This window comes from Nitrosospira sp. NRS527 (assembly GCF_018406445.1).
Taxonomy (GTDB): Bacteria; Pseudomonadota; Gammaproteobacteria; order Burkholderiales; family Nitrosomonadaceae; genus Nitrosospira; species Nitrosospira briensis.
On sequence record NZ_AP024515.1, the window covers coordinates 1195649 to 1209477 of the forward strand.

A 13829-nucleotide genomic window follows, 5' to 3' on the forward strand; every position below is an offset into this window, starting at 1 on the left:
ATTTCATGACTGAGATGCAAAAATTATATCTATTGGCGCCCCTGGCGCCTCTGGCAGGTGCCCTTATCGCCGGGTTGTTCGGTCGCCTGATCGGTCCAACCTGGAGCCATCGTATTACGATTGCCCTGATGCTCGTCTGCGTCGCCGCGTCCGTCACCATCTTTCTGGATGTGATGAAGGGGAATATCTATGACGGAGCCGTTTATACCTGGGTGACATCCGGCGATACGCGCTTTGAGATCGGCTTCCTGATCGATCAACTCTCCGCCACGATGATGGTTGTGGTGAGTTTTGTTTCCTTGATGGTGCATATTTATACCATTGGCTATATGCACGAGGATCCCGGTTATCAGCGTTTTTTCAGCTACATCTCGCTCTTCACGTTCTCCATGCTGATACTGGTGATGTCCAACAACTTTCTCCAGCTTTTCTTTGGATGGGAAGCGGTGGGGCTCGTTTCTTATCTGCTTATCGGGTTCTGGCATACACGTCCAACGGCAATTTATGCCAACCTGAAAGCTTTCATGGTTAATCGCGTCGGGGATTTTGGCTTTCTTCTCGGCATTGCCCTGGTGCTGATGTATTTCGGCACACTGGACTATGCGGCTGTATTCGCCCAAGCTCCGCAGGCCGCGACGCAGACAATCGAGATCATTCCAGGCGCATCATGGGAATTGTTGTCCGTAATCTGTATTCTGCTCTTCGTCGGCGCAATGGGTAAATCCGCACAGTTTCCGTTACATGTGTGGCTGCCGGATTCGATGGAAGGTCCAACACCTATTTCCGCATTGATTCATGCCGCCACGATGGTGACGGCGGGAATTTTCATGGTGGCGCGCATGTCGCCGCTATTTGAGTTAACTGAAACAGCATTGTCAGTGATGCTGGTGATCGGCGGCATCACGACGCTATTCATGGCAATGGTGGCAATTGTGCAGACCGACATCAAGCGTGTCGTGGCGTATTCGACCCTATCGCAATTGGGTTACATGACCATGGCGCTCGGCGCATCGGCTTACTCGGCAGGCGTTTTCCACCTGCTGACCCATGCCTTTTTCAAGGCCGTATTATTTTTGGGTGCGGGTTCCGTAATTATTGCCATGCATCACGAGCAGGATATGCGAAAAATGGGCGGCCTGAAGAAATATATGCCCGTTACGTACTGGACCATGTTCATCGCTGCGCTGGCAAGCGCAGGCGTGCCTGGTTTATCCGGCTTTTTCTCCAAGGATTCCATCATCGAAGCATTACACTTCACCACGATCCCTGGTGCCGGCTTCGCCTATTTCTGTGGGGTAACAACGGTATTCGTCACCGCGTTTTACACCTTCCGTCTGCTTTTCATGACGTTCCATGGCAAGCCGCGAATGGATCATCACACCGAAGAGCATCTGCGTGAATCGCCCTGGGTTGTGACACTGCCGCTCATTGTCCTTGCCATACCTTCCATCGGAGCAGGCTGGCTCATCGGTCCCATCCTGTTCGGGAATTATTTTGGCAGCACCATACAAATCATGCCGCAGCATGAGGCAATGGCAAGAATGTCGCTGGAATATCATGGCATATTGGCAATGATGACCCATGCCTTGACGACCATACCATTCTGGCTTTCTGTCGGCGGAATCGTGACGGCATGGTATTTTTACCTGGTGAGAACCGATTTGCCAGGGAAAATAAAAAGAGCTGCCGGGCCGTTTTCCATACTGCTCGAGCGTAAATATTTCATTGACGAATTCTATTCCTGGTTCTTTGCGGGCGGTGCGCGGGGACTCGGCAAGGGATTATGGAAATTCGGCGATGTAAAAGTGATTGACGGATTTTTCGTCAATGGCACGGCGCGGGTGGTAGCCGGAACCGCCGTGCTGATGCGCCGCTTCCAGTCCGGTTATATCTACCATTACGCATTCACCATGATCGTTGGCGTATTTGTATTGATGAGCTTCTGGTTGTCCGGGTCATAAAATAACAAAATATTATTGCGGGTTTTCGGCCCCTTCATCCGCTGCGCGCTAATGGATAAAATGGAATAAACATGCTGTTCGGTCTTCCCCTGTTAAGCTTGATCATTTGGCTGCCTATTCTTGCCGGCGTTGGTGTACTCGCCACCGGCGGCGACCGTAATGCGCAACTGGCAAGATGGATTGCCCTCATCGGATCAGTTGCGGGGTTGCTGGTTGCGATACCGCTTTATACACAGTTTGATCCGCTGTTGAACGGCATGCAGTTCGTCGAATATAGCCTCTGGATCGAGCGCTTCAATATTCATTACCATCTCGGTGTAGATGGCATCGCCATGCCATTGATTCTGCTCAACTGCTTTACGACCCCGCTGGTAGTAATGGCAGGGTGGCAGGTGATAAGTAAACGCGTATCCCAATATATGGCCGCGTTTCTTATCATGTCCGGCATCGTCAACGGTGTGTTCTCGTCGCTTGATGCGATTTTGTTCTATGTTTTCTGGGAAGCGTCGCTGATTCCGATGTTCCTGATCATCGGTGTCTGGGGAGGACCCAACCGCGTCTATGCGTCCATCAAGTTTTTTCTTTATACGCTGCTCGGTTCGCTGTTGATGCTGGTGGCATTCATTTACCTCTATCAGGTTTCCGGAGGCAGCTTTTCAATACTTGATTATCACCAGCTGCCGTTGCCGCTTATGCCGCAAATCCTGATATTTATCGCTTTCACGCTGGCGTTTGCGGTAAAAGTACCGATGTGGCCGGTTCACACCTGGCTACCGGATGCCCACGTGGAAGCGCCTACAGGAGGTTCGGTTGTACTGGCGGCAATTCTACTGAAAATGGGCGGTTATGGTTTCCTGCGTTTTTCGCTGCCGATCGTGCCGGATGCAAGTCAATATCTCGCCGGCATGATGATCGCATTATCGCTGATTGCAATCGTCTATATCGGCCTCGTCGCACTGATACAGGCGGACATGAAAAAGCTCATCGCTTATTCATCTGTTGCGCATATGGGATTTGTCACGCTTGGCTTTTTCCTGTTCAACGCCTATGGATTGGAAGGCGCAATGGTGCAGATGATTTCGCACGGTTTTATTTCCGCTGCGATGTTTCTATGCATAGGAGTTATGTACGACCGGCTGCATTCGCGCCAGATAGCCGACTACGGCGGGTTGGCCAGTAGAATGCCGGTATTCGCCGCATTTTTCATGCTCTTTGCGATGGCGAATACGGGATTGCCCGGTACCAGCGGTTTCGTCGGGGAATTCATGGTCATCATGGCCGCCATGAAGGTGAATTTCTGGTATGCATTTTTCGCAGCTACCACGCTGATCACCGGAGCGGCTTATACGCTCTGGATGTACAAACGCGTCATATTCGGCGCAGTCGTACATCCCGCCGTGGAAGAGATGAAGGATATCGGTGGCCGGGAGATCCTGATATTGGCAATTCTAGCTGTTGCGGTACTGGGAATGGGTCTCTATCCATTGCCATTGATGGAAGTGATGCATACCACGGTCGATGATTTGCTTGTGCATGTCGGTCGCAGCAAATTGTAGTGTAAATAAAGTGGCCTGCTTGTTTGAGGATGATAATGAATTTTACGCAGCCTGATTTCGCACCCGCCTATCCAGAGATTTTTCTGCTGGGTATGGTATGCGTGGTGCTATTGGCCGATCTTGCGTGGGGCGAAAAAAAACCCTATATCGCATACTTGCTCGCGCAGATTGCGTTGCTCGGTTGCGTGCTAATCTCGTTCGTCACCTCCGCTCCCGGTGTCGTCTATACCTTCTCCGGCATGTTTGTCGACGACGCGATGGCGGATATACTGAAGATACTGGTGTATATCACCGTATCCGCAGTGCTGGTGTATTCGCGAAGTTATATTTCCGTACGCGGCATGCTCAGCGGGGAGTTTTTCAGTCTGGCGCTATTTGCAACGCTGGGTATGATGGTCATGATTTCCGCCAGTCACTTCCTGACCCTTTATCTGGGGCTGGAGCTCCAGTCATTATCGCTCTATGCCATGGTGGCGTTGAGGCGTAATTCGCCTGGATCTACCGAGGCGGCAATCAAATTTTTCGTCCTGGGAGCGCTGGCTTCGGGTTTCCTGCTGTATGGCATGTCCATGATATATGGCTCGACAGGTTCCCTGAATATTATTCGCGTAACCGAAGTAATACAGTCAGGCGTAATCAATCATGCGGTCCTGGTGGTGGGGCTCGTATTCATCGTTGCCGGCATCAGTTTCAAGCTGAGCGCGGTGCCGTTTCATATGTGGGTTCCCGATGTCTACGAGGGTGCACCGACCGCTGTGGTGTTGTTTATCGGTTCGGCGCCCAAATTGGCCGGGTTCGGCTTCGTCATGCGCCTGCTGGCGGAGGGAATGGGGGGGATGTCGGCGGATTGGCAGGGAATGCTCATTATTCTCGCCGTTATGTCCATGGTTGTCGGTAATTTTGCCGCCATTGCCCAGACCAACATTAAGCGTATGCTCGCGTATTCGACCATTTCACACATGGGGTTCGTGTTGCTTGGCATCCTCGCTGCGGATGAGAATGGCTACAGCGCGGCAATGTTTTATGTTGTGGTATATGTGCTGATGACGCTGGGTACATTTGGCATAATCATGCTCTTGTCGCGCGAAGGATTCGAGGCTGAAAAGCTTGATGACTTCAAGGGGCTCAACCGGCGCAACCCATGGTACGCGTTTATGATGCTGCTGCTGATGTTCTCGATGGCCGGCATTCCCCCGACGGTGGGCATTTATGCCAAGTTGTCGGTCTTGCAGGCAGTATTGAGTGCAGGTTACATCTGGCTGGCGGTGGTGGCGGTACTTCTTTCGCTGGTCGGCGTGTTTTATTATTTGCGCATCGTTAAGCTGATGTACTTCGATGAACCTGAAACCGATGTACTCATTGTGCCGCAGAACGACGTCAAGGTGCTGATAAGCGCTAATGGACTGGCAATGCTTGGATTCGGGCTTTTTCCTCAGGTGCTGATTGCGTTGTGTGCTTACGCTATCCAACAGTCAATGTAGTGCGCCAAAGCTTGGGTCTCCAAGTAGCTCGTTATTCGATGGGTCCATGTAGAGCAGGCGGATCAGGCGCCAATTGATCTTACCTGGAATGTTGGATATCAGGCCGAGCTGAGGCGTATCAGAGGGAATCGGCATGTGTCGGGAGGATGCCTCATCAGCTTAAGACAAAGTCGCAAGAATACCTGCCTGGCAGCCTGTCGGACTTAAAGGAAATCGACTGTAAAAGCATCTGGCGGGTTCATTTTTCTGCTTTTTCAGCCAATAGAATAGCTATTGGCCTTCAAAACCCTCAAAATCTGCCCTCACCCAGTCACTTTTTCGCTGCGATTCTTTAAGTCCGACAGTCTGTTAGACAGCCCTGCTCCCTTTACCAGATTCGACTTGACCTGTATCTCGGCAGCAGCTATATATAGAATGTACTGCGAATGTTTAATTTTTCCGGAATAACCATATCGGCAAAACCCCGTACAGAGGAGCGTGCAAATGAAAATGAAATGGATCTTGGGATTCGTAGCGGCAGTTATTTTTAGTTTGGGACCGATCGGGGCTCAGGCCGAGGAAAGCTTCCCTGATGCAACTCTTAAACTGCGGGTAAATTCGTTTGCACTCGCTTTTGGTTTCAGTTGGGGCAGCGGTACGCTAACCTATCGGGGGATGGACTACCCTGTCGACATCCAGGGGTTTTCGTTTCTTGACATTGGCGCATCCAGGATTGATGCAGTTGGAAGGGTATATAACCTGAACAACATAGACGACTTCAACGGTAATTATGCGGGTGTCGACGGCGGATTGACGATAGCCGGCGGCGCCAATGCCGCCGCACTGAGAAATGAGAATGGGGTGAATGTCGTGTTTGTCTCTACATCAAGGGGCCTGGAGTTCAACCTCGGTTTCAGCAGCGTGATCATGAAGATAAGTCCGCGTGAAATAGTAGCCGCCCCACCACCCGCAGCCGTTCCCGCCCCGGCAGAGGTGCCTGTAAAAGTGCGCTTCGCCACCGATGAGTTATTCGATTTCAATAAAGCCGTCCTGAAACCTGGCTCATCGCGCTATCAACTGGATGAATTTGCGGCCAAGCTAAAGACGCTTCCTTATGATTCGATTAGTATCGTCGGTTATACCGACCGACTTGGTTCTGACGGATATAACAATCACCTTTCCCGGGTTCGAGCCGAAGTGGTCAGGAACTATCTGGTAACGAAAGGAGTGGATTCCGAAAAAATCCGGATTGAAGGCAGGGGTAAAGCCGATCCAATAACCGGCAACACATGTCAGGGCAGCGAAAGAACCGAAGCATTGATCGCATGCCTGCAACCCGACCGCCGTGTCGAAGTCCAGGTGAACGGCATACGGCAAACGAATTAGATCCGAGTTGGGCGGAATGAAGCGCTTCGCTTGGTTGCGGGCAGCTTCGTGCGTTCCACCCTTAGCCCGAATCCGAAGGCGCAGCGTTAAGTTGGCGCGGAGTTAGCAGCCAATCCCCCCTTGGAGCGATTGGCTCGTGACCCCTACGGTTTCTTGTAGCTGATGCGATAAATGGCACCCGCAAAATCATCTGAAACCAGTAGTGCGCCGTCTGGCATAACCAGCACATCCACTGGTCTTCCCCAGGCATTTTCCTTTTCCAGCCAGCCTTCGGCAAACACCTCCTGTTTCACGACCTTGTTGTTCTTCAGTTTCACCATTCTGAGGCGATAGCCAATCTTGTTGCGACGGTTCCAGGAGCCATGTTCCGCAACGAAAATATTATTCCTGTATTCCGGCGGAAACATTTTACCCGTGTAGAAACGCATGCCTAGCGCTGCAACATGCGGCTCGAGGTTGGCTGCCGGCGGAGTAAGCTTATTACAATCGCGCTTTGCCCCATATTTGGGATCTGGAATATCGCTTCCATAACAGTATGGGTAACCAAAATGCATGCCTTTTGCGGGCGCACGGTTGAGTTCGTCCGGCGGCAGATTATCGCCCAGCCAGTCACGGCCGTTATCTGTGAACCATAAGTCCTTAGTTTCAGGGTGCCAGTCGAAACCCACCGTATTCCTGACGCCGTTGGCGAAGACCTCGTAACCCGAGCCGTCGGGCTTGATGCGCGAGATCAATGCGAAACGCGTCGGATCGGTCTCGCAAGCATTGCATGGTGCCCCGACTGCGACATAAAGCAGGTTATCGGGTCCGAAAGCGATGAATCTGCCGCCATGGTGCTTCTCATTCGGAAAGTTGTCTGTTATCACTGTCGGCTTCGCCGGTTTATCCAGATTTTCCTCGATATCATCGAACCGTAAAATTCGGTCGACAGCAGAGGCATATAGCGCGCCATCCCGAAACGCCACTCCTAAGGGGAGGTCAAGCCCGCTGGCGATGGTTGTCACCTTGCGTGTACCATCAGCTTCCGTGACGGCATAGACCTTCCCTGCCGAGGTGGAGCCAGCGAATACGGTGCCCTTTTTCCCCAATGCCAACCCCCGCGCATTGGGTACCTCTGCCCACAGCTCGATTGAAAAGCCGGCAGGTAGTTTAATTTTATCCAGCGGAAGCGGGCGAGCCTGGTCTTGCGCGGCGACAGGTAAAACACAACAGGACATGCAAAGGACGAGACAACGGACGAAAGTTTTTATGATGCACATGACTGGACCCTGGACTGTAAATCAAAATGGATTAATAGGAAGCAAATCACGCATTGAACCTAAATCCGGTAGTTGACCGCTCATTTAATATATCAGTGTTATGATTAATAACAACATTTCATATTATTTGACGCTCACCTTCCGGGTGAGGTCGCTACGGGGCGAATTGCACAGTTTTTGGGGCACCTGGCTACGTTGCAACTCCTTGGAATGGAACGACCATTTTGCGTCGTTGCGCCTTGCCCTGCACCCCAAAAACCGTACACTTCTCCCCGCCCAACTACCGGATTTAGGTTGAAGCAAGATTTGGCGGTTTATTAGCGCGGGGCAGCTTGAAAACTTCCAATGCGCCCTAATTTATCCTATTGCGTTATTTCAGGAGATAAAACCATGCAAGACACAGCTACAAAAGAACATCTAAGTTTCCAGACTGAAGTCAAGCAGTTGCTCAAGCTGATGATTCATTCCTTATATAGTAACAAGGAAATTTTTTTGCGCGAACTGATTTCCAACGCATCGGATGCGGCCGATAAGCTACGCTTCGAGGGCCTCTCTGATGGCGCACTGTACGAATCCGACTCAGATCTGAAGATTCGCGTCGGCTATGATGCCGCAGCCCGCACCCTCACGATTTCCGATAACGGCATTGGCATGTCGCGGCAGGAGGTCATTGACCATATAGGCACAATCGCCAAGTCGGGCACGCGTGAATTCTTCAGCTCGTTAACCGGCGATCAGGCCAAGGATGCGCATTTGATTGGCCAGTTTGGCGTCGGTTTTTATTCGGCTTTCATCGTTGCGGACAAGGTGACGCTCGTTACGCGCCGTGCCGGTATGACGCCTGAGCATGGGATCCGTTGGGAATCCGGTGGTGAAGGAGATTATACGCTGGAGACAGTGGAGAAAACAGATCGCGGCACCGAGATCACGCTGCATTTGCGCGAAGGCGAGGATGACCTGCTCAACGGCTGGCGGCTCCGCTCTATCATACGGAAGTATTCAGACCATATTACCTTCCCCATTGTGATGAAAAAAGAGGAGTGGTCGCAGGAAAAAAATGAAAACGCGATTACCGATGAAGACGAGACCGTTAATCAGGCCAGTGCGTTATGGGCGCGACCCAAGAATGAAATAACAGCGGAGCAATACAACGAATTCTACAAGCACGTGGCGCATGATTTCGAGCCGCCGCTGGCCTATCTTCACGCCAGGGTAGAGGGTAAGCAGGAATATACGCAACTGCTTTATATTCCGTCGCGCGCGCCGTTCGACTTGTTTGATCGTGAATCCCGCCATGGCATCAAGCTTTATGTCCGGCGGGTCTTTATCATGGATGACGCCAAGCAGTTGCTGCCGAACTATTTGCGTTTTGTGCGTGGTGTAATCGACTCGAACGACCTGCCGCTGAATATTTCGCGCGAGATATTACAGGAATCGAAAGATATAGAAGCCATACGCGCGGGTGCCGCGAAAAAAGTGTTGGGCCTGCTTGAAGACTTGGCTCAAAGCGACCAGGAAGACGACAAAGCCAAATTCAAGACCTTCTGGAAGGAATTTGGGCAGGTTATCAAAGAGGGAGTGGCTGAAGATTTCACTAATCGTGAACGTATCGCCAAGCTGTTACGTTTTGTCTCCACCCATACCGACTCCGACGAGCAGACTGTGTCGTTCAGCGATTACGTTGCCCGCATGAAGGAGGGTCAGGAAAAAATTTATTATGTTACCGCCGATAGCCTCAAGGCAGCCCGAAGCAGTCCCCATCTGGAAGTCTTCCTCAAGAAAGGAATCGAAGTATTATTGCTGTCCGATCGCGTGGATGAATGGCTGGTTGCAAATCTGACGGAGTTCGAGGGTAAACCCCTGCAATCTGTGGCTAAGGGTAGCCTGGACCTGGGAAAACTCGAGGATGAGGCGGAGAAAAAGGAGCAAGAGAAAGAAGCAGGCGAATACAAGGAGCTTACCGAGAAAATAAAGAGCGTTCTCGGCGAGCAGGTGAAGGATGTGCGTGTAACGTTACGTCTCACGGAATCTCCTGCCTGCCTGGTTGCCGATAGCCACGACATGAGCGGGAATCTGGAGCGCCTGCTGAAGTCGGCGGGGCAGAAAGTGGATCATGCCAAGCCTATCCTGGAGATCAATCCCCATCATCCCATGATCCAGCGCCTGAAATCGGATGAGGCTCACTTTGATGACTGGAGCCACATCCTGTTCGATCAGGCATTGTTGGCTGAAGGCGGTCAGCTTGAGGATCCCGCCAGTTTCGTAAAACGGATCAATGAGCTATTTTTGGCGACCGAAAGTGAGAAATAGTGCTGTCGAGGCACAGGCAGCAATTTCTCCGATGAAGTCAATTTTGCCGATTGGCTTTATGAGTACTCCCGGGATACAGGTTTGCGAATAGTTTCCGGTGAGCGGTATCATTGATGGCAACGACGGCGGGATGAGTCAGGCGGCGTTCCATGGAGATGGCGTAAAACTGCTCGGTGACGTCGTCTGTCTGACCAATAATTGTAACGCCGTGCTCGCGCTGCACTTCGTCGGCTATCACCGATGGCGCGATGAAAATGCCGATGCCGGCCTGGCCGAAGGCCTGCATCAGCGCACTGTCGTCAAACTCCCCCACGATACGCGGGCGAAGCTGTTGCGCATCGAACCAGCGCATTAGCGGTATTCGCACCGCGGCTTCCTTTCCGGGAATGAGCATAGGTGCCGAATCAAGAATGTGAGGCCATGCTTGCTTGAACTGTGCCGCAAGCCGCGGTTCGGCAAAGAATGTGATGCCGCAGTCGCCGAGTTTATGGCTATAGCCTTTTACATTGGTCTCGGCCGGCATGGGCCGGTCCGCGAGCACCAGATCCAGGCGCTGGATCGCCAGCTCCACCAGCAAGCGGACAAGCTTGTCTTCTCGGCAGACGATGCGCACCGGATCGGCGAGCGCCATCGCCGGGGTAAGCAACCGGTAGGCGATGGACTTCGGAACAGCATCATCGACGCCCACGCGGAATGAAATGAAGTGGCTTTCCGGGTAGCTGCGCAGCGCCTCTTCCAGTTCGTTCCCGACCTGAAAGATTTCATCGGCGTAGGAAAGCGTGAGGCGGCCCGTCTCCGTCAATTCCAGACGTCTTCCGACGCGCAGAAAAAGCGCTACGCCAAGCGACTCTTCCAATAATCCGATCTGGCCGCTCAGGGTTTGTGGCGTGAGATTCAGGCGTTCGCTCGCCCGGACAATGCTGCCGGCCTTTGCGACGGCCCAGAAATGATGTAACTGTTTATAGTTGAGCATCGAGGTGCGCCTTGCCGTAACTGGGGGACAATGATTCGTAAAAACCGATTATATCATCAGTAAGATACTACTTTTCTTGATGCAAATTCTCAATTAGACTAAATTTTTATCCCTCTGCCAAGAGAGGCAGAATGACGTTGCTTTTTCCGTAATTGATTTTTTATTGCTGTGCCAAATGCTTGCGGCCGGGCATACAGTCATCGTACTTGGCACTCAGCTTCGCCTTATCGTTGGAGCAGGCATTGCTTCAGGAAAATTTAAGGTAGTACATGCATATATCACTTCTGTATCGTATTTTGCCCAGTCTGATCCTTGTTTCGCCACTTACGCCTGCTTCAGCCCAAGGGTCGGCAACCATGCCTGAGCTCACCGCACCTGTTTTTGCCCCTGCACCTACGATTGCGCCTGCAGCCAGACCTGCAATTGCTCCCTCCGCGTCCGATGCGGTACCACCTGTTGGTGTGCCTACTACGATACCTTCTACGTCGGTGGTACCACCTACCGTGTCGTCTGCGGGATCACCCTCCGCCATACCGTCCGTCACCCTGCCTTCCGCTGCGGCATCTCCGCCCATGCCTGTCGGGGCGCTCTCCATCGAGGCGTTGCAAAGACTGGGGCTGGAAGCCAACGGATTGGTGCGTGCTGCTCAATCGCAAGTGGAGATGGCGCAAGCAGGCGTAGTGAGGGCCACAGCCTATCCTAATCCGACAGTGAGTCTCATAGGCGGCCCTCAACATCCCCGAATCCCGGCTGCAAATCCAGCAACGAACACGCGTCAGGTGACTGTCAGTCAAACTATCGAGAATCCATTCGTGCGAAGCGCCCGCATCGGCTCAGCCGAGGCCGGCGTAGAGGCCAGCCGTGCCAGCTTTCATCAGGTTCGCGCAGACCTGGCGGCGCAGTTGCGGGTACGCGCGTATGAACTGCTGCTACGCCAGGAGATAGCGCGTATGGAAGCCAGCGTTTTCGACCTCATGGAAGAGGTGCGGCGGCGCATCCAGGTGGGCGTAGGGGTGGGCGAAACAGCGCGTTTCGAGTTGATCAGAGCTGATGCCGAGGTGCTGAATGCCGCGAGCCGCAAAGAGGCGGCGCTATTGAATGCGCAACGGGCGCGGGTCGCGCTGATGCAATTTACAGCGGGTGCCTTGAAACCTGATTTTGTGATAAGCGCGTCCCTGTTCGATCCGGTCAACCTGCCTCCGCTGGAGCAATTGCGTCTGGAAGTGCCGGCTGTCAACCCCGATGTGTTGCGCTTGCAGGCCGAATCGGAACAAGCACGTCTGCGAATCGATCAGGAACGGGCATCGGTGCTGCCCTCGGTGGACGTCGTGTACAGCAATTATCAGGATGCTCAGTACACGGACAATAGAGGCGGTCTAAAAGTGACTATTCCTCTGTTATACCAGCGGCGTGGGGAAATCAACGCCGCCGTCGCCGATTCCGCGCGTGTGCGGGAAACGTTGGACTATCGCCGCTTCGAGATCGGCCAGTTGCTCGAATCCGCCTGGCAAGGCCTGCAGATCGCACAGCGCAGGGTGGAGATGTTCGAGGGCGGTATTATCAAGGAGGCCGAGAATGCATTGCAGATTGCCCAGGCAGCTTACCGGTTCGGCGAGCGGCCGCTGATTGAAGTGCTCGATACCCAGCGTGTACTTAGGGGGATATTAGCGGATTCACTGCAGGCACGCTTTGATTTACAGGCTGCTGCTGCCGAAATCGATCGGCTGCGGGCTTATTACCCAAGGGAGCAAGCCCACGAATGAAACTTACGTTGTCGATGATCGGTGTCGCTGTATTTACCGTTCTGCTTGCCGCGGGATGCGGCGGCAGCGAGGAGGCCGCATCTCCTAGAAAGGAAGCCGTGCTGCAAGAGCCGGAGGATGTGAACAGCATCACGATTCGGCCGGAATTGGTGCAACGCATCACGATCGGTCAGCCGACAATGGTCGATCTTGCCGATAAATTGCAGGTTCCAAGTCAGGTCGAAGTGGACGAGGAGAGGCTTGTCAGTATCGGGTCCTACGTGACAGGGCGCATCATCGACCTATACGTGACGCTGGGTGAGAGCGTTGATGCCGGAGCGCCGTTGGCGCGTATTTCCAGCCCCGAATTAACTCAGGCACAACTGGCCTATTTACGGGCGTCTTCGCGGACTGTACTGGCCCAGAAAGCGGCCGAGCGTGCTCACCATTTACTTTCCGCCGACGTGATCGCCATTGCAGAGGTGGAGCGGCGCGAGTCGGAGCTGGAGGTTTCGCGTGCCGAGCTGGAGGCTGCGAAGGATCAATTGAGGCTGCTGGGCGTGGACAACAGTGCGCTGAAAGACTTGGTGGATAAGGGCCATATCCTGCCGTCCGTTGCCATCAAAGCGTCGAAAAGCGGCATCGTTATTGGTCGGCATGTCATCATCGGGCAAGTAGTGCAGCCAGCCGATCAGCTATTTCAGGTGGCCGACCTGTCCGCCGTCTGGGTGGTGGGCGATGTGCCGGAGCAGATAGCGCGAAATGTGCGGGTCGGTCAGCACGTAGAGATCCACGTACCGGCACTTGGCGATGTAAACTTCGACGGGCTTATCATCTTCGTTGCCGATACGGTAAATCCCTTGACCCGTACCGTGATGGTGCGGACGATGGTAGAGAACCCCAAGCGGAAGCTCAAGCCAGACATGCTTGCTACCATGCATATTACGGATAACCCGCATAAAAGCATGGTAGTGCCGGAAACCGCAGTGGTGCGTGAAGCCAATCGCGACTATGTTTTCTTGTCTCAAGGCAACAATCGGTTTCTGCGTATTCCCGTCGAGCTGGGTCCTGAAGTGGCCGATATGCGTCCCGTGCTGAAGGGACTTACGGCCGAGCAGCCTATTGTGGTGGATGGTGCCTTTCATTTGGATAACGAGCGCAAGCTCGCTGAATTGGAATAGC

General features: G+C 53.0%; 10 protein-coding genes. 7 read left to right on the top strand and 3 right to left on the bottom strand.

All coding sequences use genetic code 11. The features are described 5' to 3' along the window. Positions 1 to 5 precede the first annotated feature (5 nt). The 4 genes from nuoL (at position 6) to KJS40_RS05370 (ending at position 6363) form a co-directional block, all read left to right on the top strand. Positions 6 to 1961, top strand: coding sequence for an NADH-quinone oxidoreductase subunit L (gene nuoL / locus KJS40_RS05355; RefSeq protein WP_213539350.1), 1956 nt, complete (start codon positions 6 to 8; stop codon positions 1959 to 1961). Between the two features lie 71 nt (positions 1962 to 2032). After that, on the top strand, positions 2033 to 3517 hold the full coding sequence (locus KJS40_RS05360; RefSeq protein ID WP_213539351.1) for an NADH-quinone oxidoreductase subunit M: 1485 nt from the start codon (positions 2033 to 2035) through the stop codon (positions 3515 to 3517). Positions 3518 to 3552: 35 nt separating this feature from the next. Beyond that, positions 3553 to 4998, top strand: a complete 1446-nt coding sequence (gene nuoN, locus KJS40_RS05365; RefSeq protein WP_213539352.1) for an NADH-quinone oxidoreductase subunit NuoN — start codon at positions 3553 to 3555, stop codon at positions 4996 to 4998. 483 nt (positions 4999 to 5481) lie between these two features. Beyond that, the gene (locus KJS40_RS05370) at positions 5482 to 6363 is read left to right on the top strand and encodes an EipA family protein (RefSeq protein WP_213539353.1); all 882 of its coding nucleotides are present in this window, start codon (positions 5482 to 5484) and stop codon (positions 6361 to 6363) included. Positions 6364 to 6506: 143 nt separating this feature from the next. On the opposite strand, the gene KJS40_RS05375 is transcribed toward KJS40_RS05370, so the two are convergent. After that, complete coding sequence (locus tag KJS40_RS05375) at positions 6507 to 7580, bottom strand: sorbosone dehydrogenase family protein (RefSeq protein WP_213539354.1); 1074 nt, start codon at positions 7578 to 7580, stop codon at positions 6507 to 6509. Between the two features lie 432 nt (positions 7581 to 8012). On the opposite strand from KJS40_RS05375, the gene htpG reads away from it, so the two are divergent. Next, on the top strand, positions 8013 to 9932 hold the full coding sequence (gene htpG / locus KJS40_RS05380) for a molecular chaperone HtpG (protein ID WP_213539355.1): 1920 nt from the start codon (positions 8013 to 8015) through the stop codon (positions 9930 to 9932). Between the two features lie 37 nt (positions 9933 to 9969). On the opposite strand, the gene nhaR is transcribed toward htpG, so the two are convergent. Together nhaR and KJS40_RS15210 are read right to left on the bottom strand one after the other, a co-directional pair. After that, positions 9970 to 10905 (bottom strand): transcriptional activator NhaR, encoded by a 936-nt coding sequence (gene nhaR, locus KJS40_RS05385; RefSeq protein ID WP_213539356.1) that lies wholly within the window; start codon positions 10903 to 10905, stop codon positions 9970 to 9972. Positions 10906 to 11152: 247 nt separating this feature from the next. Then, entirely contained in the window at positions 11153 to 11500 is a 348-nt protein-coding gene (locus KJS40_RS15210; protein ID WP_244859707.1) for a hypothetical protein, read from the bottom strand. On the opposite strand from KJS40_RS15210, the gene KJS40_RS05390 reads away from it, so the two are divergent. Further along, on the top strand, positions 11478 to 12668 hold the full coding sequence (locus tag KJS40_RS05390; protein WP_244859708.1) for a TolC family protein: 1191 nt from the start codon (positions 11478 to 11480) through the stop codon (positions 12666 to 12668). The two genes, KJS40_RS15210 and KJS40_RS05390, sit on opposite strands and share 23 nt — an antisense overlap. Next, positions 12665 to 13828, top strand: a complete 1164-nt coding sequence (locus KJS40_RS05395; protein WP_213539358.1) for an efflux RND transporter periplasmic adaptor subunit — start codon at positions 12665 to 12667, stop codon at positions 13826 to 13828. Before KJS40_RS05390 ends, KJS40_RS05395 begins: the two co-directional genes overlap by 4 nt. Position 13829 lies beyond the last annotated feature (1 nt).

Bases quoted from the DNA above. Each gene is read 5' to 3' on its own strand.
- nuoL (WP_213539350.1), top strand. From the start codon at position 6: ATGACTGAGATGCAAAAATTATATCTATTGGCGCCCCTGGCGCCTCTG.
- KJS40_RS05360 (WP_213539351.1), top strand. From the start codon at position 2,033: ATGCTGTTCGGTCTTCCCCTGTTAAGCTTGATCATTTGGCTGCCTATT.
- nuoN (WP_213539352.1), top strand. From the start codon at position 3,553: ATGAATTTTACGCAGCCTGATTTCGCACCCGCCTATCCAGAGATTTTT.
- KJS40_RS05370 (WP_213539353.1), top strand. From the start codon at position 5,482: ATGAAAATGAAATGGATCTTGGGATTCGTAGCGGCAGTTATTTTTAGT.
- KJS40_RS05375 (WP_213539354.1), bottom strand. From the start codon at position 7,580: ATGTCCTGTTGTGTTTTACCTGTCGCCGCGCAAGACCAGGCTCGCCCG.
- htpG (WP_213539355.1), top strand. From the start codon at position 8,013: ATGCAAGACACAGCTACAAAAGAACATCTAAGTTTCCAGACTGAAGTC.
- nhaR (WP_213539356.1), bottom strand. From the start codon at position 10,905: ATGCTCAACTATAAACAGTTACATCATTTCTGGGCCGTCGCAAAGGCC.
- KJS40_RS05390 (WP_244859708.1), top strand. From the start codon at position 11,478: ATGCCTGTCGGGGCGCTCTCCATCGAGGCGTTGCAAAGACTGGGGCTG.
- KJS40_RS15210 (WP_244859707.1), bottom strand. From the start codon at position 11,500: ATGGAGAGCGCCCCGACAGGCATGGGCGGAGATGCCGCAGCGGAAGGC.
- KJS40_RS05395 (WP_213539358.1), top strand. From the start codon at position 12,665: ATGAAACTTACGTTGTCGATGATCGGTGTCGCTGTATTTACCGTTCTG.